The 23,376-nt window shown below is 51.6% G+C and carries 20 protein-coding genes and 1 pseudogene; 5 read left to right on the top strand and 16 right to left on the bottom strand.

What is annotated here, in order from left to right; translation table 11 throughout:
* Positions 1-119: 119 nt before the first annotated feature.
* On the top strand, positions 120-401 hold the full coding sequence (locus D8682_RS13945; protein ID WP_064541194.1) for a YjcB family protein: 282 nt from the start codon (positions 120-122) through the stop codon (positions 399-401).
* Between the two features lie 58 nt (positions 402-459).
* Here D8682_RS13945 and D8682_RS13950 read toward each other — a convergent pair whose 3' ends face one another.
* Entirely contained in the window at positions 460-1,707 is a 1,248-nt protein-coding gene (locus tag D8682_RS13950; protein WP_064541195.1) for a S9 family peptidase, read from the bottom strand.
* Positions 1,708-2,041: 334 nt separating this feature from the next.
* The gene (ssb1, locus tag D8682_RS13955) at positions 2,042-2,578 is read right to left on the bottom strand and encodes a single-stranded DNA-binding protein SSB1 (protein WP_064541197.1); all 537 of its coding nucleotides are present in this window, start codon (positions 2,576-2,578) and stop codon (positions 2,042-2,044) included.
* 228 nt (positions 2,579-2,806) lie between these two features.
* Here ssb1 and uvrA point away from each other — a divergent pair, with 228 nt between their 5' ends.
* Positions 2,807-5,632: an excinuclease ABC subunit UvrA gene (gene uvrA, locus D8682_RS13960; protein ID WP_121814529.1), complete on the top strand. Its 2,826-nt coding sequence runs from the start codon at positions 2,807-2,809 to the stop codon at positions 5,630-5,632.
* On the opposite strand, the gene D8682_RS13965 is transcribed toward uvrA, so the two are convergent.
* The 5 genes from D8682_RS13965 to dnaB form a co-directional block, all read right to left on the bottom strand.
* Positions 5,633-5,986: an MmcQ/YjbR family DNA-binding protein gene (locus tag D8682_RS13965; protein ID WP_064541203.1), complete on the bottom strand. Its 354-nt coding sequence runs from the start codon at positions 5,984-5,986 to the stop codon at positions 5,633-5,635. It lies immediately after the preceding gene.
* Between the two features lie 171 nt (positions 5,987-6,157).
* Complete coding sequence (gene aphA / locus D8682_RS13970; protein WP_064541206.1) at positions 6,158-6,871, bottom strand: acid phosphatase AphA; 714 nt, start codon at positions 6,869-6,871, stop codon at positions 6,158-6,160.
* A gap of 222 nt (positions 6,872-7,093) precedes the next feature.
* Positions 7,094-8,287 (bottom strand): aromatic amino acid transaminase, encoded by a 1,194-nt coding sequence (gene tyrB / locus D8682_RS13975; protein ID WP_121814530.1) that lies wholly within the window; start codon positions 8,285-8,287, stop codon positions 7,094-7,096.
* Between the two features lie 178 nt (positions 8,288-8,465).
* Positions 8,466-9,545, bottom strand: a complete 1,080-nt coding sequence (alr, locus tag D8682_RS13980; protein ID WP_121814531.1) for an alanine racemase — start codon at positions 9,543-9,545, stop codon at positions 8,466-8,468.
* A 95-nt stretch (positions 9,546-9,640) separates the two neighbouring features.
* Positions 9,641-11,047 (bottom strand): replicative DNA helicase, encoded by a 1,407-nt coding sequence (gene dnaB / locus D8682_RS13985; protein WP_064541215.1) that lies wholly within the window; start codon positions 11,045-11,047, stop codon positions 9,641-9,643.
* Positions 11,048-11,125: 78 nt separating this feature from the next.
* On the opposite strand from dnaB, the gene D8682_RS13990 reads away from it, so the two are divergent.
* Positions 11,126-12,109, top strand: a complete 984-nt coding sequence (locus D8682_RS13990; RefSeq protein ID WP_121814532.1) for a quinone oxidoreductase — start codon at positions 11,126-11,128, stop codon at positions 12,107-12,109.
* Between the two features lie 213 nt (positions 12,110-12,322).
* On the opposite strand, the pseudogene dusA reads toward D8682_RS13990, so the two are convergent.
* The 3 genes and pseudogenes from dusA to D8682_RS14005 form a co-directional block, all read right to left on the bottom strand.
* Positions 12,323-13,320: pseudogene (gene dusA, locus D8682_RS13995) on the bottom strand (tRNA dihydrouridine(20/20a) synthase DusA).
* Between the two features lie 95 nt (positions 13,321-13,415).
* Positions 13,416-14,723 carry a conjugal transfer protein TraF gene (locus D8682_RS14000; protein WP_121814533.1) on the bottom strand — a complete coding sequence of 436 codons (1,308 nt, stop codon included), beginning with the start codon at positions 14,721-14,723 and terminating at the stop codon, positions 13,416-13,418.
* Between the two features lie 172 nt (positions 14,724-14,895).
* Positions 14,896-15,399, bottom strand: coding sequence for a cupin domain-containing protein (locus tag D8682_RS14005; RefSeq protein WP_064541224.1), 504 nt, complete (start codon positions 15,397-15,399; stop codon positions 14,896-14,898).
* Between the two features lie 109 nt (positions 15,400-15,508).
* Here D8682_RS14005 and zur point away from each other — a divergent pair, with 109 nt between their 5' ends.
* Positions 15,509-16,024, top strand: a complete 516-nt coding sequence (gene zur / locus D8682_RS14010) for a zinc uptake transcriptional repressor Zur (protein WP_064541227.1) — start codon at positions 15,509-15,511, stop codon at positions 16,022-16,024.
* 142 nt (positions 16,025-16,166) lie between these two features.
* Here the strand turns inward: zur and D8682_RS14015 are convergent, their stop codons facing one another.
* The 4 genes from D8682_RS14015 to D8682_RS14030 all read right to left on the bottom strand — a co-directional run bounded on the left by D8682_RS14015 (position 16,167) and on the right by D8682_RS14030 (position 19,138).
* Positions 16,167-16,376, bottom strand: a complete 210-nt coding sequence (locus D8682_RS14015) for a CsbD family protein (RefSeq protein WP_064541231.1) — start codon at positions 16,374-16,376, stop codon at positions 16,167-16,169.
* A gap of 273 nt (positions 16,377-16,649) precedes the next feature.
* Positions 16,650-17,984, bottom strand: a complete 1,335-nt coding sequence (dinF, locus tag D8682_RS14020) for an MATE family efflux transporter DinF (RefSeq protein ID WP_121814534.1) — start codon at positions 17,982-17,984, stop codon at positions 16,650-16,652.
* Positions 17,985-18,052: 68 nt separating this feature from the next.
* A complete protein-coding gene (gene lexA, locus D8682_RS14025) occupies positions 18,053-18,661 on the bottom strand; it encodes a transcriptional repressor LexA (RefSeq protein ID WP_121814535.1) in 609 nt (202 codons plus the stop codon).
* Positions 18,662-18,769: 108 nt separating this feature from the next.
* A complete protein-coding gene (locus D8682_RS14030; RefSeq protein WP_064541241.1) occupies positions 18,770-19,138 on the bottom strand; it encodes a diacylglycerol kinase in 369 nt (122 codons plus the stop codon).
* Positions 19,139-19,264: 126 nt separating this feature from the next.
* On the opposite strand from D8682_RS14030, the gene plsB reads away from it, so the two are divergent.
* Positions 19,265-21,694 carry a glycerol-3-phosphate 1-O-acyltransferase PlsB gene (gene plsB, locus D8682_RS14035; RefSeq protein ID WP_121814536.1) on the top strand — a complete coding sequence of 810 codons (2,430 nt, stop codon included), beginning with the start codon at positions 19,265-19,267 and terminating at the stop codon, positions 21,692-21,694.
* Between the two features lie 93 nt (positions 21,695-21,787).
* Here plsB and ubiA read toward each other — a convergent pair whose 3' ends face one another.
* The gene (gene ubiA / locus D8682_RS14040) at positions 21,788-22,660 is read right to left on the bottom strand and encodes a 4-hydroxybenzoate octaprenyltransferase (RefSeq protein WP_064541248.1); all 873 of its coding nucleotides are present in this window, start codon (positions 22,658-22,660) and stop codon (positions 21,788-21,790) included.
* A complete protein-coding gene (ubiC, locus tag D8682_RS14045) occupies positions 22,660-23,169 on the bottom strand; it encodes a chorismate lyase (protein WP_064541251.1) in 510 nt (169 codons plus the stop codon). The genes ubiA and ubiC overlap by 1 nt, the downstream gene beginning before the upstream one ends.
* Positions 23,170-23,376: the final 207 nt, after the last annotated feature.

The following is a 23,376-nucleotide window of genomic DNA, read 5'->3' on the forward strand; positions in this document are numbered from 1 at the left end:
CGAAAAAACGGAACAGAAAATGTGCTGCGCAAGTGGCTATTAAAAGAACGATTGTGATATAGTTCACAAATCCTGTGAAACAGGAATTCTCTTACATTTTCGTTCCGAGGCACAGATTCATGGCGGCAATCACAACCAGCGTTTTGCTAATGCGCTGGCCTTTAGTCAGTGCGGTTTTGATGTTTTTAGCCAGCACGTTGAATATTCAATTTCGCAAATCTGATTACGCGTTTTTAGCCGCGATCAGCAGTGGCCTGGGCATCGCGGCTTCATTGTGGTTTGCGACCGGTTTATTGGGCCTGACATTGGCCGACTTCCCGGTTATCTGGGAATCGTTTAAAGACATTATGATTGAGATCTCAAGCCACACCCCACCTGAATGGCCGATGGTGATGACCTGATCAAATTGAGGGGGCAAAGCCCCCTCTAGTTCATATTGACCACTGCAATCAAACTGTTTTACTGCTTCGACAACCCATCAAACCAGCTTTTCCATTCCGGCACCGCTGTCGCAAACGTACCACGATGATCGGTTTCCCCAGTGGAAATGGCCTTCACCATCGAGTCACCCTTCTGCACTGCATAAGTCATTGCCATACGCGCATCGTCTACCGGAACGGCTTCATCCGCGTCGCCATAATAATTGCGCACCGCAGAACGGTAATCCCATTTGTAGGCTTCGGTCTGACTGAGCAATTTCCCGAAAGCTGACGCTTTTAAAGCCTGAGGATCGTACATTTCAGGGCGAAGCAGGATATGCAGATCCGTCGGGATCGCACCGGTGTACGGCGTGCGGTCGTAAGCTGCTTTTGACATCGTATAGTACTTATCGGCAATCACGGATCGCGCTAAGTCAGGCGAATCGTAATAGTTTTCGAAGGAGAAGGCGGCAAGGATGAAAATGCTATTCAGCCAGACCGCAGGATGCGCTTGCGGTGTGTAGAGCGCACCACTCACCAGCGCATATAAATCCAGCGGCGCGCTAGCTGTCGCAGTGGCATCGACCTTCACACCCATAACATCAAGTTTTTGCAGCAATGACATCGAAACAAAGCCGCCTTGCGACCAGCCTGCAAGAAAGAGTTTATTGGTCGAAATATTCTTCTGCTTCAGTACGTTCCGACTGGCCATTAGCATGTCATAAGTCGCCTGCTGATGGCTGGCTTTCACCATGTACCCTTCAGGCTCTGTCGACGTGCCAAGCCCAAAGTAATCCGCACCAATCAACACATAACCCTGGCCTGCGAACTGAGCAATCATTAGCTGAGTTTCCGGGGATTGGTCAGGGAATGATGGCACTTGTTGACGCCCGTAGACCGTGCCGTGCTGGTAGGAAACCATCGGCAATGTATGTGTTGTTGCCGCGTTATCCGGTATCGCCAGCAAACCTGATGCTACGGTTGGTTTATTTCCCATGTTGGGAATCACTGAAGCGTAAGTGACCCGGTACAGATTGACGGCATTGCGTGCCGGTGTGTAGGTGGTATGAACACCGAACTGCTGAGGCGTATCGGTTTTCAGGATACGATTCAAACGATCGACATCCCAGCGTTCCAGAAATTCGATTTTTGTTTGTACCGCTGGCGGTGAAGTCTGAGCAGTGGTTTTTGATGGAGTTTCACTTCCACCACACGCGGTCAGTAATAGCGTAACAATACTGGCGAACAGCCAGGAAACAACAACTGGCATGCGGACGGGTCGAGACATAACGGATTATTTCCCTGTTTAAATTAAGCGGCCCGCGTGAATAGTTGTCATCACGGGAGGGTTTACCGAATTATTGATTTGGTTTGCTGCCCAGGCTTTTGGGTATTCGTACAGGCGAAAATCGGTGCGCAGATTTTACTCTTTTTGCCGCTTCGTCTGAGTGACGGGAATCCAGGTATTAGGATTTATCTGACATCATTAGAAATGTATTAATGGGTTTTTGAAGTTATTAAATCTAATAACTGTTGATAACGTATTCATCTATAAATAAAAAAACCCCGAAAAGATCGGGGTTTGATAACAGGTTTCTTAACGATGATTTCTAAAATTAATTTTAGAAAGGAATGTCGTCGTCGAAGTCCATTGGTGGTTCATTGTTAGATGGTGCTGGTGCGCTCTGCTGCGGACGAGATTGCGCGCCGCCGCTGAACTGGTTGCCACCCTGCTGCGGTTGCTGAGGCTGACCCCAACCACCTTGCTGCTGACCTGGGTTACCGCCACCTGCTGGAGCACCGCCTGCTGCACGGCCACCCAGCATTTGCATGGTGCCGCCAACGTTAACCACGATTTCGGTGGTGTATTTTTCAACGCCTGCCTGGTCAGTCCATTTACGCGTCTGCAATGCACCTTCGATATAAACCTGGGAGCCTTTACGCAGGTATTCACCCGCGACTTCTGCCAGTTTGCCAAACAGCACTACGCGGTGCCATTCAGTCTTTTCTTTGGTTTCGCCGGTTTGCTTATCGCGCCAGGACTCTGACGTGGCCAGAGTAATGTTGGCAACTGCGCCACCATTTGGCATGTAGCGTACTTCCGGGTCTTGACCCAGATTCCCGACGAGAATCACCTTGTTTACGCCTCTGCTGGCCATGGTCGTGTCTCCTGAAACGTTTAATAAGTAGTGTAAACCCTCGATTCTACCACGCCACCCCTAATCTTTATAGCTGCGGGATGCATTCCAGAATGTCTTCGGGGTATACATTGTTGCATTAAAACACTGGATATTCATTCAGGTTTTATTGTGTCATAATTAGCCGTTTGTGATCGTCGGCGGCCTCCAGTGCGGCCTGGCAAAAAGCGTTTAAACCGGGAAAGGTGAATGGATAAGATCGAAGTTCGGGGCGCCCGCACCCACAATCTCAAAAATATTAACCTCGTTATTCCACGCGACAAGCTGATTGTTGTGACTGGGCTTTCGGGTTCTGGCAAATCCTCACTGGCTTTCGACACCTTATACGCCGAGGGGCAGCGTCGTTACGTTGAGTCCCTTTCCGCCTATGCGCGTCAGTTCCTGTCATTGATGGAAAAGCCGGATGTCGACCACATTGAAGGTTTGTCGCCGGCGATTTCTATCGAGCAGAAATCCACTTCGCACAACCCGCGTTCAACCGTCGGCACCATCACTGAAATTCATGACTACTTGCGCCTGTTGTATGCGCGTGTCGGTGAACCGCGTTGCCCGGACCACAATGTCACGCTGGCAGCACAAACGGTCAGCCAGATGGTCGATAACGTTTTAGCGCAGCCGGAAGGTAAGCGCCTGATGTTGCTTGCGCCGATTATTAAAGACAGAAAAGGCGAGCACACCAAGACGCTGGAAAACCTGGCAAGCCAGGGTTATATCCGCGCGAGGATCGACGGCGAAGTGTGTGATCTCTCCGATCCGCCAAAGCTGGAATTACAGAAAAAACATACCATTGAAGTGGTGGTTGACCGTTTCAAGGTGCGTGAGGATTTAGCACAGCGCCTGGCTGAGTCGTTTGAGACTGCGCTGGATTTGTCCGGTGGGTCTGCGGTTGTCGCCGATATGGACGATGAAAAAGCAGAAGAGTTGCTGTTCTCTGCCAACTTTGCCTGCCCGATTTGCGGCTACAGCATGCGCGAGCTGGAACCGCGTCTGTTCTCGTTCAACAATCCGGCCGGTGCCTGCCCAACCTGTGACGGGCTTGGCGTACAGCAATATTTCGACCCGGAACGCGTGGTGCAAAACGGTGAGCTTTCGCTGGCTGGCGGTGCAATTCGCGGCTGGGATCGCCGTAACTTCTATTACTTCACCATGATGCGTTCACTGGCAGAGCATTATAAGTTTGATGTCGAAACGCCATGGAACGAACTGAGCGCCAGCGTGCAAAACGTGGTGCTCAATGGCTCCGGCAAAGAAAGCATTGAATTCAAATATATAAACGACCGTGGTGATACCTCGGTGCGCCGCCATCCGTTCGAAGGCGTGCTGCATAATATGGAACGTCGCTATAAAGAAACCGAATCTTCCGCGGTGCGTGAAGAACTGGCGAAATTTATCAGCAACCGTTCATGCGCAAGCTGCGAAGGTACGCGTCTGCGCCGTGAAGCACGCCACGTGTTTGTTGAAAACACGCCGCTGCCAACTATCTCTGATATGAGCATTGGTCATGCGATGGAATTCTTCCACAACATGAAGCTCAGTGGGCAACGTGCGCAAATCGCTGAAAAAATCTTGAAAGAGATTGGCGATCGCCTGAAATTCCTGGTGAATGTCGGCCTGAATTATCTGTCACTTTCCCGTTCCGCAGAGACACTTTCGGGCGGTGAAGCGCAGCGTATTCGTCTGGCAAGCCAGATTGGCGCGGGTCTTGTGGGCGTGATGTACGTGCTCGATGAGCCGTCAATCGGCCTGCATCAGCGCGATAACGAACGTTTACTGGAAACGCTGATTCACCTGCGCGATCTCGGTAATACCGTGATTGTGGTCGAACACGACGAAGATGCGATTCGTGCCGCAGACCATATTATCGATATCGGCCCGGGTGCGGGTGTTCACGGCGGCCATGTCGTTGCCGAAGGCACCATGCAGGATATTATCGATGCGCCGGAATCTCTGACCGGGCAGTTCCTCAGCGGTAAGCGTGAAATTGCGCTGCCGAAACACCGCGTTCCCGCTGACCCAGAGAAGGTGTTGAAGCTGGTTGGTGCGAAGGGCAACAACCTGAAAGATGTGACGTTGACGCTGCCCGTCGGCTTGTTTACCTGTGTGACCGGGGTTTCAGGTTCCGGTAAATCGACGCTGATTAACGATACGCTTTTCCCGATTGCTCAAACCCAATTGAACGGTGCAACGCTTGCAGAACCTGCGCCGTACCGCGAAGTTCATGGTCTGGAGCATTTCGACAAAGTTATTGATATCGACCAAAGCCCGATTGGCCGTACACCACGTTCAAACCCGGCGACTTATACTGGCGTGTTTACACCAGTGCGCGAGCTGTTTGCGGGCGTGCCGGAATCCCGTGCGCGAGGTTATACACCAGGGCGTTTTAGCTTTAACGTGCGTGGCGGGCGCTGCGAAGCGTGCCAGGGCGATGGCGTGATCAAAGTCGAGATGCACTTCTTGCCGGATATTTACGTGCCATGCGACCAGTGCAAAGGGAAGCGCTATAACCGCGAAACGCTGGAAGTTAAGTACAAAGGCAAAAGCATCCACGAAGTGCTGGATATGACCATTGAAGATGCTCGTGAATTCTTTGATGCCGTACCGGCGCTGGCGCGTAAGCTGCAAACGCTCATCGACGTAGGCTTGTCTTACATTCGGCTTGGGCAGTCAGCAACGACGTTGTCAGGCGGTGAAGCACAGCGTGTGAAACTGGCGCGTGAGCTTTCTAAGCGTGGCACTGGCCAGACGTTGTATATCCTTGATGAGCCAACCACTGGCCTGCATTTTGCCGATATCCAGCAGTTGTTGGAAGTTCTGCATCAGTTGCGCGATCAGGGCAACACCATTGTGGTTATCGAACATAACCTGGACGTGATTAAAACGGCAGACTGGATTGTCGACCTTGGCCCAGAAGGCGGTAGCGGTGGCGGAGAGATTCTGGTTTCCGGTACGCCAGAAACCGTCGCGGAATGCGAAGCTTCACATACCGCTCGTTTCCTCAAACCTTTGCTGAAGTAGTCAGTCAGAGAGCTGCTGCCTGGTTTCCTGTGGCAGCAGCGATAATGCCTGCTGGTAAGAGGCATCCACCAGATAATAAATTTGCGAGTCGGGCAGCGACCCATCCAGATATAACGTGCTCCAGTGTGCTTTGTTCAAATGCGCACTGGGGAACACGTCTTTGTGGCTCTCACGCAGTAAATCAGTCAGCCCCGGACTGGCTTTTAACGAAACAGCCGGGCGTGCTTCGATGTCATGCACCATGGCATACATCACATCCGCTACTTTGATTTGTGTGGCCTTCCAGTCGCTATGAACAGTTTGTTCCGCTCCGGGTTTGTTCATGCAGTACTGCAATAGCTCCGAATTGGTCATTTTTTTCCCCTTTTACCTGCTCCAGTGGATTCAATGTCGCGCCCAGTTTATGAAACTGGCACCTCTAAGTGTGCGAGCAACTCACCAAAAGGTAAAACCCGACAGGGGATTTTTGATGAAAAAAACGGCGACTTGCTTGCGCGCATCGCCGTCTAATATCAGTCAATATGATCAATATTCAGAGTTAACAATCACTTCCTCGCCAAAAGCCCCGGCTTTTGGCAGCGGTTGGTAGCTGGAATTCGAAGCGCGTAACAAACGGATGCCTCGGGCACCTACATCTTGAGCGGCGGTAATATCACCGTCAGAATCGCCGTAGAACACTTTGATTTTCTTATCTTTCAGCCATTGGGTTTTGGTATTTTGTCCAGGTTGGTCACCGGCAAAAATAACTGGGTTTACATTGGCTTCCGGGATTAAGAAGTCTTTTTGCAGTGTCTGAGTTACGGTTTCGGTTTTAGTTTGGCTGCGGCCAGTCACAAAATAGATGCTGTCACCTCGTTTGAGGTGCATGGCGATAAGACTTTTCGCGACTTCTTTCGGCATGCTGAAGTCATCCCAGCCGTTGTTCATTTTTTCCCAGAAAGATGGGTTTTTCAGGTAATCCTGTTTGCCCGGTGAGAATTCTTTTTGCCCACGGTAAAAACCTGGGCTTGAGAACAGCACCGTGTCGTCAATATCGAAACCCACCGCCATCGGCGCACGCCCCATCAGGCTATTTTCAATTTGAGCGACAGAAACCCAGTGAATGGGGACTTGCTGTGCTAACTGCGCAACGGTGACGCCAGGATTCAGAGGAGCGGGTGCAGATTCCTTAGCAACGGCAGACTGGTTCAATCCTAATAACAAACACGCGGCACTTAATGCCAGGGTAATTTTACGCATCGTTTTCCCTTTATTTTCATCAGTTTTTATCGTTAGAAAGTGGAACAACTGGTCAAAAACCTACCCGACCATACTCGCGAGAGGCTGATAGTAAAAGGAATTTATTAGGATTTGTCATAGAAAAAGGTGATGATCACAGAATTGAATTTGTGAAGAATCACCCTCATCCCAGCCTTCGCCCTGAGGGCGAAGGAGTAAACCAGAATTAATGTGAGTAAGTACTCACATTACAGCAGCAAACGCCTGCGCCACGCGCTGTACGTTATTGCTGTTTAGCCCCGCGACACACATGCGTCCGCTGGCAATCAGATAGACACCAAACTCATCACGCAGACGATCGACTTGCTCCGCACTCAGGCCGGTATAACTGAACATCCCACGTTGTTGCAGCAGGTAGTCGAAGTTACGTTCCGGTATTTCAGCCCGCAGTACTGAAACCAGTGCCTGGCGCATATCGAGAATACGGCGACGCATCGTTTCGACTTCTGCCAGCCAGTTGGTTTTCAGCTGTTCGTCGTTCAGAACCGCAGCGATAACCTGCGCACCGAAGTTTGGCGGGCTGGAATAGTTACGGCGCACGGTAGCTTTTAGTTGGCCCAATACACGGCCTGCTGTTTCGGCATCGTCACAGACGACCGATAACCCGCCCACGCGTTCGCCATACATTGAGAAAATCTTGGAAAATGAGTTGCTGATTAAAGCTGGCAGGCCAGCGCTGGCAACTGCGCGAATCGCGTATGCATCCTCTTCCATACCCGCGCCAAAACCCTGATAGGCAATGTCGAGGAACGGAATTAAGTTACGCGCTTTGAGGATTTCAACCACCGCATCCCACTGCGCATCCGTCAGGTCAGAACCTGTCGGGTTATGGCAGCACGGATGGAGCAACACGATACTTTGCGCAGGCAGCGTGTTCAGGGTTTCCAGCAACGCTTCGAAGCGCACACCATTGGTTTCGCTATCAAACCACGGGTAGGTATTCACCTTAAAACCCGCACCACCAAAGATTGCGATGTGGTTTTCCCAGGTCGGATCGCTGACCCATACCTGTGAATCCGGAAAATAGGTTTTCAGGAAGTCCGCACCCACTTTTAACGCACCAGAACCGCCAACGGTTTGAATGGTCGCGATACGTTCTTCAAGCAGCGCAGGATGGTTTGCGCCAAACAGCAGCGGTGCAATCGCGCTGCGATAGCTGCTCAGGCCTTCCATCGGCAGGTAAAGCGATGCGTCATGTGGTTGAGAATTCAGGTGTTCTTCAGCTTCTTCAACAGCCTGCAACTGCGGGATGACCCCATCTTCGTTGTAATAGAGGCCAATGCTGAGGTTTACCTTGTCACTACGCGAGTCAACTTTGAAACGTTCCATTAAGGAAAGGATTGGGTCGCCAGCATAGGCGTCAACTTTTTGAAACACGGTGAGGTTCTCCTGGTTTACAGTGTTGCGGACAACCACTGTAAACCGGAAGCTGGGGAAAGATCGAGAGGTTTATCGCGGGAATTTGTAGGGTGGATAAGCGTTAGCGTCATCCACCAGATTGCGTCGGATGACGCTAACGCTTATCCGACCTACAAAAGTAAAAATAAAGGGGGAATTAATCCAGGTATTCCATCGCAACCCTTGAAGTCAGGCGCGTGATAAGTTCGTAAGCACTCACTTTTGTGATTTCAGCGATGCGTTCAACCGGCAAATTGTCACCCCACATCACCACGCTATCGCCCACTTTGTCTTCTGATTGTGGGCCGAGGTCGACACAAATCATGTCCATCGCGACACGCCCAACAATCGGCACTTCCCGGCCATTCACCAGCACAGGTGTACCAGATGGTGCCGCGCGCGGGTAACCGTCGCCATAACCCATCGCCACCACACCCAGACGTGTATCGCGCTGCGCAATCCAGGTGCCGCCGTAACCCACTGCTTCACCGGCTTTATGTTGACGCACGGCAATCAGGCTGGAAGTCAGTGACATCACCGGCTGGAAGCCAAAATCGACGCCCCACGGTTTTTGCTCAAGAGGTGAAACACCATAAAGAATGATACCTGGGCGAACCCAATCCATATGCGAGTCCGGCCACAGCAAAATGCCACCAGACGCGCTAATAGAACGCTGTCCTGGTTTGCCTGCGGTAAACGAATTGAAGATATCAAGCTGGCGCGGTGTGGCGTCGGATTCCGGTTCATCAGCGCGGGCAAAATGGCTGACGATATTCACCTGCTGGCTGACGTTTTTACAACGTGAAAGACGCTGATAAAATGCTTCGGCTTCTTCAGGCAAGATGCCCAAACGGTGCATGCCGGTGTCCAGCTTCATCCACACGGTAATCGGCTGGCTTAACTCGGCCTGCTCCAGTGCTTCAAGCTGTTCAATGCAGTGAACCGCGGTCTGGAAATTTTGCTCAGCGATGGTCGGCAGATCGCTTGCGTTAAAGAAGCCTTCGAGCAGCAGAATGGGCTGAGTAATTCCTCCTGCGCGTAAGCGAACACCTTCTTCAAGGCGGGCGACACCAAAGGCGTCGGCATCAGCCAGGGTTTGGGCTGTCTCCAGCAGACCATGCCCGTATGCGTTTGCTTTCACCACCGCCACCATACGGCTGGCAGGAGCCAGTTCGCGCAGGCGTTGCAGGTTGTGTCGCAGAGCGCGGCGGTTAATTTTTACGGTTGCCGCTTGCATGTTTTGTCCTTGCTAAAAATGTATCTAAATTCTGCAAACACGGTGGATGACGCTAGCGCTTATCCACCCTACGTAAAACACCACAAATACAAAAATCAATCTTCGTCGTATTGCGGGCCAGCGTAGTTATCAAAGCGTGAGAACTGCCCGTTGAACGTCAGGCGCACGGTGCCGATTGGGCCGTTACGCTGTTTACCGAGGATGATTTGCGCGATGCCTTTCTCGTCACTGTTATCGTTATAAACTTCGTCACGGTAGATGAACATGATTAAGTCGGCATCCTGCTCGATGGAGCCGGATTCACGTAAGTCGGAGTTGACCGGGCGTTTATCGGCACGTTGTTCCAGGGAGCGGTTAAGCTGCGAGAGCGCGACGACCGGCACCTGTAGCTCTTTTGCCAGCGCCTTTAGCGAGCGCGAAATCTCAGCGATTTCCAGAGTACGGTTGTCGGAAAGCGACGGCACGCGCATCAATTGCAGGTAGTCGATCATGATCAGGCTCAGGCCGCCATGTTCGCGGTAGATACGGCGCGCACGTGAGCGCACTTCCGTTGGCGTCAGGCCGGATGAGTCATCAATGTACATATTGCGTTTTTCAAGCAAGATGCCCATGGTGCTCGAAATACGCGCCCAGTCTTCATCATCCAACTGGCCGGTACGGATTTTGGTTTGGTCGACGCGTGACAGCGACGCCAGCATACGCATCATGATCTGCTCGCCTGGCATCTCGAGGCTGAAAATCAGCACCGGTTTTTCCTGCAACATCGCGGCGTTTTCACACAGGTTCATCGCAAACGTGGTTTTACCCATCGATGGACGCGCGGCCACGATAATGAGGTCGGAACGCTGTAGACCGGCCGTTTTTTTGTTCAGATCATGGTAGCCCGTATCCACGCCCGTCACACCATCGTGTGGGGTCTGGAAGAGCGTTTCGATACGCGAAACGGTCGCTTCGAGGATTTGGTCGATGCTTTTTGGGCCTTCGTCTTTATTCGCGCGGCTCTCAGCAATCTGGAACACGCGTGACTCGGCCAGATCGAGTAAATCTTCGCTGGTACGCCCTTGCGGGTCATAACCGGCATCGGCGATTTCATTCGCCACGGCAATCATTTCACGAACAACGGCGCGTTCACGCACGATGTCGGCATAAGCACTGATGTTCGCAGCACTTGGCGTATTTTTAGATAATTCGGCCAGATAGGCGAAACCACCAACGCTTTCGAGGTTGCCCTGTAATTCCAGAGACTCAGAAAGCGTGATCAGGTCGATGGGCTTGCTCATTTCGAGCAAACGCTGCATTTCGGTGAAGATCATGCGGTGTGGACGGCTGAAAAAATCGTTAGCCACGACGCGCTCGGAAACGTTATCCCAGCGTTCGTTGTCCAGCATTAAACCGCCCAACACCGATTGCTCCGCTTCCAGAGAATGTGGCGGCATTTTCAGCCCTTCCATCTGACGATCGCGGGGTTCTTTCGGTTTGTTGAAGGGTTTATTTCCTGCCATAGTGAGGGAGTTACCAAAATCAGATAAGAGGAACGAGAGTTTACTCTATCTCCCTCCGAGGAAACAGAAGGAGTTCTCATGGCAACGCGCATTGAATTTAGTCAACATGGCGGCCCAGAAGTCTTAAAAGTTGTTGAATTCACCTCAAACGCCCCAGCAGAAAACGAAGTACAAGTTGAGAACAAAGCGATTGGTATCAACTACATTGATACCTATATTCGCAGTGGTTTATACCCGCCACCGATGCTGCCAAGTGGCCTCGGTACTGAAGCTGCGGGTGTCGTCAGTAAAGTTGGCAGTGCGGTCACGCATCTTAAAGTCGGTGATCGAGTTGTCTATGCGCAATCCGGGCTTGGTGCCTACAGCAGCGTGCATAACGTGCCAGCGGATAAAGCCGCAAAACTGCCCGATGCCATCTCTTTCGAACAAGCCGCCGCGTCATTCCTCAAAGGGCTAACTGTCTATTATCTGTTGCGTAAAACCTACGATATTAAAGCCAACGAAGTTTTCCTGTTCCATGCCGCCGCCGGTGGTGTGGGTCTTATCGCCTGCCAATGGGCCAAAGCGCTGGGTGCCAAACTGATTGGTACGGTGGGTTCGGCGCAAAAAGCAGAAAGCGCCAAAAACGCCGGTGCCTGGCAAACCATTAACTATCGCGAAGAGAATCTTGTCGAACGCGTAAAAGAGATGACAGGCGGCAAGAAAGTCGCAGTTGTTTATGATTCGGTGGGGAAAGATACCTGGGAGGCATCGCTGGATTGCTTACAGCGCCAGGGATTGATGGTGAGTTTTGGTAATTCATCTGGCCCGGTTACAGGGGTGAATCTGGGGATTCTTAACCAGAAAGGCTCGCTGTATGTTACTCGCCCGTCACTGAATGGTTACGTGACCACGCGTGAAGAGCTGGAAGAAGCTTGCAATGAGCTGTTCTCATTGATTGCCAGCGGCGTGATAAAAGTCGATGTGGCTGAAAACCAGAAATTCGCCTTAAGCGATGCCGCTTTGGCACATAAAACGCTGGAGAGCCGTAGCACGCAAGGTTCTAGTCTGCTGATTCCATAAAAGAATTTGGGCCTCCCGAGGGAAGCCCATTCTTTTTTTGTTCGCACAGTATGTAGGGTACAGCGCGATGAATTCGTTTTTCGTGACCCAGTAATATTGTCAGATTTGGTAAATAATTGATACGCCACAGCCTGCAAACTTAGCCAGAAAGATGCGAGGTTGTGATCAACTCCGCAATACCTGAGCAACTAGCCAGGTTATTACCGACAAAAGTTAGCGCTTGTCCGCAACCAATGACAACGCATGTTCCACGACATCAATCCCGGCACCGGCTTTGTGGGCGTTTTCACTCAGATAACGACGCCACTGGCGTGCCCCCGGGATCCCCTGGAATAAGCCCAGCATGTGGCGGGTGACATGGCCAAGATAAGTGCCGTTTGCCAGTTCACGCTCTATGTACGGATACATGGCACGAACCGCAGCAACGGTGTCGACTTCCGGCGCATCAATACCAAAAATTTCACGGTCAACCGCGGTCAGCAGGCCTGGGTTCTGATAGGCTTCGCGCCCGACCATGACGCCATCCATATGTTCCAGATGGGCTTTTGCCTCTTCCAGCGTTTTGATACCGCCGTTGATGGCCATCGTCAGGTGTGGGAAATCACGCTTGAGTTGATACACGCGCGGGTAATCCAGCGGCGGAATTTCACGGTTTTCTTTCGGGCTTAGGCCCGAAAGCCACGCTTTACGGGCATGGATAATGAACATCTCACATTCGCCCTTCCCGGCGACTGTACCGATGAAATCACACAGGAATTCGTAGCTGTCCTGGTCATCAATGCCAATACGCGTTTTGACGGTGACGGGAATAGAAACCACGTCGCGCATCGCTTTGATGCAATCGGCAACCCGCTGGGCATCAGCCATCAGACACGCGCCAAACATGCCATTTTGTACACGGTCAGATGGGCAACCTACGTTGAGGTTAATTTCGTCGTAGCCACGTTCTTCAGCCAGTTTAGCGCATTGCGCTAAAGCCGCCGGATCGCTACCCCCAACTGCAACGCGATAGGATGCTCGTCTTCGCTGTACGCCAGATAGTCCCCTTTGCCATGAATGATCGCACCGGTGGTCACCATTTCGGTGTACAGCAGTGTCTGGCTTGAAAGCTGACGCAAAAAATAGCGGCAGTGGCGGTCAGTCCAGTCAAGCATCGGCGCAATAGAGAAACGATGTGGCTGGAAGAGGGTCTGGTTTGTTTGTGAGGACATAGGCACTGGGCGTTTACGGGCTACGGTTAAAAAAGGGTCGCTACTATAGCATAAAGCAGCGTCGGGACACTCGCTCGTCCCGACGGCTATTTTCATCAGAAGGTCATGCTAAGCTGTGCCCCTGCCCCCCAGGTTTCGTCTTCGCCGTACAGCCCCATTAAATCGATGTGAACGCGATTAAATGGCGCAAAGCCAACCCCGCCGGTAAAGACGTTGCTATCGTTTGATTTGACGTCAGCCCGGTAACCGGCGCGCACCGCAAGCCACGGCAGCGGCGTAACTTCAGCGCCCACGCCAACGTACTGTGAATCGTCTTCGCTTTTGAAACCTTTTGTTTCGGTGAGATCGCCGTCGGCGCTAAGGGTGATGAAATCGTTATGCCAGGCTAAGCCCGCCGTCACTAACGGGCGAATCTGATAAGTGTCTTTATAGTTGACGGTTTCGCCCGTCCTGCCATTAGTGATCAAGATATCTTTGGTATCAATGTCATGTGAAATCAGGTTCTGGCCGCTCAGACCGACAGTCCAGTTTTCGCCAAAATCAGCTGCCACACCCGCATCAACGTTAAAGCCAGTGTCGTCGTTACGATAGCGGCTATTTTTCCAGTCGCTGCTGTCGTAGGAATAGATTGATGTGGTGTAGTTGTACAGCCAGGTTTTTTGCAGTTTCGGCGTGATGCCAACAGAGACAGGCACGCCGTTTAGATCAAACTGTTTCGCCAGCGCCACACCATAGTCGGAGACAATTGCGCCGCGCCCAGATGCAGTGGAGTTGAGATTGCTGGTGATAACATCAGAGCCATTAACGGCAGCATCTAGTGCGACTCCCCCGGCAACAACCCTGGAATTCGCGATGCTGTGCAGATAATCAATATCTTGTTGATCAATAGAGGAACTCACATGTGCTCGCGCATAGGCTTTTGCGACAAATGCCATCGACAGCACATCATTTGGAATACTGACTGCGATACTCGCCCCGGCTTTCGCGTTTGCTGTTTTACCTCGCAGATCTTCCAGTTCGCCAGCCAAACTCCCCGCAGCGCCCTGAAGCTGACCAAGTGAACCATTTGGGTTTAAAAGGATATCCTGCAGGGTAAGATCGTCGATAACGTTCTGGTATTGATCGACCGTATCGCTAATGCCATCAATCTGATCCTGCAGGTTATCTTTATCTGTCATTTGCCCGCTCACGGAGGGCAAAATAACTGTCACTGAGTCGTCCTGTTTTGCCTTTGCCAGCAGCGCAGGGTTTGTTAGCACTCCACTTCCATAACTCGCTGAAGCAACGCCCGTCCCCCCCATTGCATCACTACGAGCTACTGACCAGGTACCTGCCGCACTGGCTTGATTTGCCACAAATAAAGAGGCGGCGCTGAACGCCACCAGAGTTTTAATTTTTTTCATTCACCGCTCGCCCGTCTGTTAATCAGATTTCATAACTTGCCCCTGCCAGTTATGACTGAACAGAGGCGGACTATTGCTGTGAATAAAAAGCTAAAAAGGGGGATGTTTATCCCATCGAAATCCCGTTTCTCTCCATCAGGATTATGAGTTCAAAAATTCCCTGTAAACATATTTATAGTTTACCGTTCGGTTTTCGTGAAGGATGGCCGTCATGTGGGCCAAAAAACTGCGGCGGGTGGTCAATCCAGCGATCCTGGCGTTGTGCGGCATAGCTCGCGTTTAGCGGGTAATAAATTCGGTTTTCGGCTTTGTTGGCCTCACCCACAATTAGCAACCGGACTTCATGCTCGGTGTTGTTGATGAAGGTATGGCAGACGCCCGTCCCGGCCGGGAAACCAACACTATCACCCGGTTCAAGTGAGTAAAGGTGGCCGTTAATCCACACCTGTGGATGCCCTTCCAGAACATAAGCAAACTCTTCCTCGCTACTTTCCGCATGCGGATAGGACGTCCGGCGACCAGGGAGCAGGCGCTCGTGGTGAATCCCCAGGCGTGTTAGCCCAAGTTTGCGAGCCAATGGCGCGCCAATGGAAAACAATTCAGTACTGTCTGGATAAGTTGAGTCATCTTCACCTTCCAGTTCTTTCCAGTGACGAATGCAATCAGGTTTATTCATAGCAAACTCCGGGATAGTCATCTCAAAAGGCTGTGGCCAGCATGGCGCACCACTCGGCGTTTATTGCGCGTTGTGATAGAGTGTAGGGCTAATCTACAGGGGAATGCTGATGGACATCACGACTTCACAAAACGTGTTAGCGCAGGCTGAAAAACTATGCGAACAGCGTAATGTGCGCCTGACACCACAACGCCTGGAAGTGTTGCGTTTATTGACGCAGCAAGCGGGTGCAATCAGCGCTTATGATTTGCTGGATTTACTTCGCGCCAGTGAACCGCAAGCTAAACCCCCGACGGTGTATCGTGCGCTCGATTTTCTTCTCGAACAAGGCTTTGTCCATCGCGTCGAGTCGACCAACAGCTATGTTTTGTGCCATCTGATTGATCAGCCGACTCACTCATCAGCGATGTTGATTTGCGACAGGTGTGGCGCGGTGAAGGAGCATAGCGCGGAAGGTGTGGAAGATATTATGAATCAGCTGGCTGCCCAGTCAGGATTTGCTCTACACCACAATGTCATTGAGGCGCATGGTTTATGCAGCGCGTGTGCGGAAGTTGAAGCCTGTAGCCACCCGGAAGAATGCGGGCATGACCACACCATTCAGAGTAAGAAGAAGTCACGCTAGCCTGAACCCGAAATAATTCGAGTTGCATTGAAGCGGTAAGTGAATGCAGCCAAAAGATGTAGCTTGAAGTATGGAGGGGATCGGTACATCCATGTACCAGGGCAGGTTAGCCTATGAGAGTTAACACATCTGAGGGATGAGATTACCAGCGGTAATCGTTACGTTTTTCCCAATCAACGACTTCGTTCTCTGCCTGATCTTTCGCATATCCATAGCGTTCCTGAATTTTACCGACAAGCTGATCGCGTTTCCCTTCGATGACGGTCATGTCATCGTCTGTCAGTTTGCCCCATTTCTCTTTTACTGTGCCTTTGAACTGTTTCCAGTTACCGCCGATTTCGTCTTTATTCATAATAATATCCTCATCGTTCGGTTAAGAACTGCTAATAGTTAACAACGCCCAGGTGCTGCCGTTTGGCTGACACTCACTATCTGCTGGACGTGGAAATAATTGTAGTCAAGGATATGGCAGTGAGGGGAAAACTAAGAACATTGAACCACAGAAGTAACAGAAATGATGCTGACTTGCCCCAAAATCAGGTGGCAAATCAGCATACTGGAGTGCGATTAAAAGCGCGTCAGAAGTTGTAACTAACTATGAGTTGTAACTAACTATGAGCTGTAACTAACCAGGAGTTCCAGCCGGAAACCAGCTGTTATCCCGCCAATGGCGACGCCAAATCCATCCCAAAGACAGTCCGCGCAAAGCCAGGAACACAGCCACGGATAACCACAGACCATGATTTCCCAGATAAGGCACGGTGAGCAACGTCAGCCCAAATCCCAATGCCGCAACCGCCATGCTGTTGCGCATTTCCGTACCTCGCGTTGCGCCAATAAACATGCCGTCCAGCAAATAACACCAGACACCAACAACGGGCAAAACAATCTGCCAGTGCAAGTAGCGGTCTGCCTGTAGCTGCAATTCAGGGATAGAGGTAAGAAGCGAAACAATGTGCTCACCAAACAGCGCATACACAGCGGCGAACATAAGAGCGACTAAGCCCGCCTGGCGACATGCAGCGCCCCATACTTCGAGCAATTGACCACGGTTTTTAGCGCCAAACGCCTGCCCGGAATGGGCTTCAACGGCATAGGCGAACCCATCGAGCGCATAGGCGGTGAAGGTTAATAGCGTCATCAACACGGCGTTAACCGCGACGATTTCGCTACCTAACCGCGCGCCAAAGATAGTGACTGAGGCGAAACAGACCTGTAGCAACAGCGAGCGCAGCATGATGTCGCGATTGAGTGCCAGCAGACGCCGCACATTCCCGCGCCAGGACTCTTTGAGCATCTCAAAGCTGATTCCGCGCAAACCCATGACCTTTTTCACCATCAGCAAACCAATGATAAACGTCGCATATTCTGCGGTGACGGTGGCGAGTGCCGCGCCCTGAACATCCATGTGTAGCCCCATAACCAGCCACACATCCAGCACGATATTCAGTACGTTTCCGACAACCAGCAAGATAACTGGCGCACGCGCATACTGAACACCTAACAACCAGCCCAACAAGACCAGGTTGGCAAGCGAGGCTGGCGCACTAAGCCAACGTATTTCAAGGAATCGCCGGGCCTGCAACAAAACATCTTCATTGCCGCCGACGATATGCAAGGCCAGGGATATCAGCGGTTCACGCAGTAAGACGATCGCCACCCCTGCTCCTAACGCCAATAGCAAGGGCTGAACCAGTGCACGCGCTAAAGCAGAGGGATTATTGGCACCAAATGCCTGGGCAGTTAAACCGGTGGTGCTCATGCGCAAAAACAACAACAGCATAAATAAGAAGCTGGTTGCCGTCGCACCAATAGCGACACCGCCAAGATAAACAGGGCTATCCAAATGACCAATTACCGCGGTATCAACAAGGCCCAGTAAAGGCACGGTGATGTTGGAAAAAATCATGGGTAAGGCGAGGCGCCAGAGAGCTCTGTCAGCCGTCGAGAAAAATCGCATGGCCAATCCAGGAAGAGATAAGAGAATTAAGACGATGATGCGCATTAAAGCGCATCATCTGGAGAAGTTTACAGCCAGTCGCCGTTGCGAATTACCCCAACCGCCAACCCTTCAATAGAGAAGCTATGTTCGCGCAGGTCAACCACAATAGGTTCAAATTCGCTATTTTCAGGCAGAAGATGAACGGTATTACCCTGCTGCTTTAAGCGCTTAACAGTCACTTCGTCGTCAATACGCGCCACCACAACCTGGCCGTTACGCACATCCTGAGTTTTATGAACTGCAAGCAGGTCGCCGTCCATAATACCGATGTCTTTCATAGACATCCCGCTAACGCGCAACAGGAAATCGGCATTTGGTTTAAACAGTGATGGGTCAACCTGGTAATGGCCTTCGATGTGCTGTTGTGCAAGGAGTGGTTCCCCCGCAGCAACACGCCCAACCAGCGGAATACCGGTAACTTCTTCCACCAGCAAGCGGATACCGCGCGACGCACCAGAGATAATCTCAATGACGCCTTTACGGGCAAGTGCTTTCAGGTGCTCTTCAGCGGCGTTCGGAGAACGGAACCCCAGACGTTGAGCAATCTCGGCACGAGTCGGTGGCATGCCGGTCTGGCTGATATGATCCCGAATAAGATCAAACACCTCTTGCTGCCTGGTAGTTAACGCTTTCATTCCGCCCCCTGGGTGTTTATACAGTTATGCTGTGAGTATATACAGTCAAAGGCGATTTTGGAACCACAAATTGAGCAAAAAACCAGGGACTTAACTATTCTGGAAAGATCATCGCAAATGCGGCCAAAGCAGTGTGATCCAGGTAATAACTGCGAGGATAATGGCGATTAATACGGCAGCAGACCCCATGTCCTTGGCCCGTCCTGAAAGCTCGTGGTAATCGGTACCAACACGGTCAACAAGCGCCTCGATAGCGCTATTGAGAATTTCGACAATCATGACCAGCACAACAGAACCAATCAGTAAAATACGGGTGATAGGGTCAACATCTAACCAGCAGGCGATGGCGATGGCGATGAGCGCGCTAACCCCTTCCTGGCGGAAAGCCGCTTCGTTAATCCAGGCTGCTTTGAGCCCTTTCCATGAGTAGCCTGCGGCTTTGATGATACGGGTAAGTCCAGTGGTACTGCTCGCCATTTTGGGAAACCTTTTCAAATTATTTGGGTCAATGCTTATCTATATTGCAACGCCACAGAAATCTGAGCCAGATTCTGATATTCTTGCGGCGAATTTGCATCATTAACCTGAGGCTTTACATCGTTTATGTCAGGCTGGCCAAGAATCTACTACAAATTACTTAATTTACCATTAGGCGTTCTGGTAAAGAGCAAGTCCATTCCGGCAGATCCACAAGCCGAACTGGGCTTAGATCCCACACGCCCGATTATGTATGTCCTGCCGTATAACTCCAAGGCGGACTTATTAACGCTGCGCGCACAATGTCTCGCGCATAACTTGCCCGACCCTCTCGAGCCGTTAGAAATCGACGGTGCGGTATTGCCGCGCTATGTCTTTATCCATGGCGGCCCGCGTGTTTTCACTTATTACACGCCAAAAGAAGAGTCGATCAAACTGTTCCACGATTACCTCGACTTACACCGCAGCAATCCAAATCTGGATGTGCAGATGGTGCCAGTATCGGTGATGTTTGGCCGCTCCCCTGGGCGCGAAAAAGGCGAAGTGAATCCGCCATTAAAGATGCTGAACGGCGTCCAGAAATTTTTCGCTGTTTCCTGGCTTGGGCGCGACAGCTTTGTGCGTTTCTCCGCTCCGGTTTCGCTGCGCCAGATGGCAACCGACCACGGTACAGACAAAAAAATCGCCCAAAAACTGGCTCGCGTAGCGCGTATGCACTTTGCTCGCCAGCGTTTAGCGACTGTCGGCCCGCGTCTGCCGGTACGCCAGGATCTGTTCAATAAGCTACTGGCCTCAAAAGCTATTGCTCGTGCAGTAGAAGATGAAGCGCGCAGCAAGAAAATCTCCCATGAAAAAGCCCAGCAGAATGCTGTTGCTTTGATGGAAGAGATTGCCGCTAACTTCTCGTATGAAGCCGTGCGTTTGACTGACCGCGTGTTAGGTCTGACGTGGAACCGTTTGTACCAGGGCATCAACGTTCATAACGCTGAACGCGTGCGCCAACTGGCTCATGACGGCCACGAGATTGTCTATGTGCCCTGCCATCGCAGCCACATGGACTACATGCTGTTGTCCTACGTGCTTTATCACCAGGGACTGGTTCCTCCGCACATCGCAGCGGGTATCAACCTGAACTTCTGGCCAGCCGGCCCGATTTTCCGCCGCCTCGGTGCGTTCTTTATCCGCCGTACCTTTAAAGGCAGCAAACTCTACTCCACCGTGTTCCGTGAATATCTGGGCGAGCTGTTTAGCCGTGGCTATTCCGTTGAATACTTTGTGGAAGGTGGCCGTTCTCGTACCGGGCGTTTGCTCGACCCGAAAACCGGTACGCTGTCGATGACCATCCAGGCCATGCTGCGCGGCGGTACTCGCCCTATTACCCTGGTGCCAATTTACATTGGCTACGAGCATGTAATGGAAGTGGGGACTTACGCGAAAGAGCTGCGTGGCGCGACCAAAGAGAAAGAGAGTTTCATGCAGATGGTGCGCGGGCTGAGTAAGCTGCGTAACCTCGGCCAGGGCTATGTTAACTTTGGCGAACCGATGCCGCTGATGACGTTCCTGAACCAGCGTGTTCCAGAGTGGCGCGATTCAATCGACCCGATTGAGGCCATCCGCCCGGCATGGTTGACGCCAACGGTCAATGAAATTGCCGCTGAACTGATGGTGCGTATTAACAATGCCGGTGCGGCAAATGCCATGAACCTGTGCTGTACCGCGCTGTTGGCCTCGCGTCAGCGTTCACTTACCCGTGAGCAACTGACCGAGCAGCTCAACTGCTACCTGAGCCTGTTGCGTAATGTGCCGTATTCACCGGACGCGACCGCACCAGACCAGCCAGCAGAAGCGCTGATTGAGCACGCGTTGCAGATGAACAAGTTTGAAGTCGAGAAAGACACCATCGGTGACATCATCATTCTGCCGCGCGAGCAGGCGGTTCTGATGACATATTACCGTAACAACATCCTGCATATGCTGGTGTTGCCTTCTCTGCTGGCAGCAATTATTACTCAACATCGCCGTATTGACCGTAACGAACTGCTGCGTCAGGTCGAGCTACTTTACCCGATGCTGAAGGCTGAACTGTTCTTGCGCTGGAGCACGACCGAACTTGCTGGTGAAATTGACATCATGCTCAATGAACTGGTTCGTCAGGAACTGGTGACACTGACAGGCGATGAAGTGCAGATTAATCCTGCTCGTTCACGCACCATGCAGCTGCTGGCAGCAGGTGTTCGCGAAACGCTACAGCGTTATGCGATTACCTTCTGGCTGCTGAGCGCAAATCCGTCGATTAACCGTGGGACACTGGAGCGTGAAAGCCGCACCGTTGCCCAGCGTTTGTCTGTTTTGCATGGCATTAATGCACCGGAGTTCTTTGATAAAGCCGTCTTCACCTCGCTGGTTTTAACCTTGCGTGATGAAGGCTATATCAGCGATACCGGGGATGCAGAGCCTACTGAAACCATGAAGGTCTACCAGATGCTGGCAGAACTGATCATGCCGGATGTGCGTTTGACGATTGAAAGTGCGACGTCGCAGGCTGCGACTGAGTAAAAAATCTGGCGGATGACGCGATTGCTTATCCGCCCTACGGTTCGACTTGTAGGGCGGATAAACGAAGTGTCATCCGCCATTTAATTTCTGATATTAGAAGTGCACGTAACTCAACACCAGGCCAATAAACAACACCAGGCCAACGTAGTTATTATTCAGGAATGCGCGGAAACAAGCATCGCGATCGCGGTTCGCCGTCAAACGCTGCTGATGTATAAACAGTGCCCCCGCCAGCGCAATAGACCAGTAGAATGCCCCGCCTAATCCGTTTAACCAGCCAATCACCGCCAGCAAAACCATCACCGCAATCTGCAAAATCCCGATAATCACATTGTCATAGCGCCCGAACAGTATCGCCGTGGATTTGATGCCAATTTTCAGGTCATCATCGCGATCAACCATCGCATATTGCGTGTCGTAAGCGACCGCCCAGCAAATATTGGTCAAAAACATCAGCCAACAACTTAGCGGTACAGATTCGCTAACCGCAGCAAATGCCATCGGGATGGACCAACCGAACGCCGCACCCAACACCACTTGTGGCAAATGGGTGTAACGTTTCATAAAGGGATAAACCCAGGCTAATGCTAACCCCGCCACCGACAATAAAATTGTCATCGTGTTAAGCGTCAGCACCAGTAAAAACGACAGCAACACCAGTACCACAAACAGGATCCGCGCTTCTTTTTCGCTGACTGCTCCGCTCGGTAGCGGACGGTGGGCTGTGCGTTTTACGTGGCCATCAAACTTGCGATCGGCGTAGTCGTTTACCACACAACCCGCGGCGCGCATCATCCAGACTCCGGCGATAAACACACATAAAATGGTCAGTGGTGGGACACCCGGTGTCGCGAGCCATAACGCCCATAAAGTGGGCCATAACAGTAAAAGCGAGCCAATCGGCTTATCCAGCCTCATCAGGCGTTGCCAGGCCTGCCATTTGCCCTGTTTAAGACTCCACTCCATTATTTTTCCTCTGCATACAACGGCGAAGCGGGAAGGAATAGTTCGGTCAGCACCAATGGCTTTCCGGCTAATCTCAGGCGGGAACGACGCCCCCACAGCTCCGCACTACGACCAATCTCAATAAAATCCCGTGTCAGGGATGATGCACTAAATAGATAACGCCCGAGTGGCGTGGTGCCGAGCTGTTGCAAAGCCAGCTCCGGCCCTTCAAGAGTGGATTCTGGTACAACGGTGCGCCCCAGCAACCAGGGTTCATCGTCACCGCAGAGCACAACTTCACGCAGCCAGTAGCGTTTGGCTTCAGGCATCATATCAGCTTCTGGAAAATCGACAGGTGAATCGAAAAAACCTTCACGCACAATACGAACAGTGACTCGCGAACAATACTGTTCAAAGCGTTTAGTCATTGAGTCTTCAAGCAACAACCAGTCAAGAAGCGATGCGCTCAGCTCCTCTGGAATCGTAGCCTCAAAACGTAAGGCGCGCAGTGGCGAAAGCGCGTCAGACATGTAAATTTCTCCGAAACAAAACCGGCAGTCATTGTAACGCAGAATGGGTATAGCGGGGGATTCAAAACACCTTCTAAATCATTCGAGTTGAATCAAGGCGGCAAACGAACGAATCCCTATGAGCTTACTAGAGTAAGTGATTAGGGTGAGTGAGAGCAGCCAACGCCGAGGCAGCTCGAAATATGACGGGCAAAAAAAGGTGCGCTC

It is taken from the genome of Buttiauxella sp. 3AFRM03 (assembly GCF_003675305.1).
GTDB classification, from domain to species: Bacteria; Pseudomonadota; Gammaproteobacteria; order Enterobacterales; family Enterobacteriaceae; genus Buttiauxella; species Buttiauxella ferragutiae.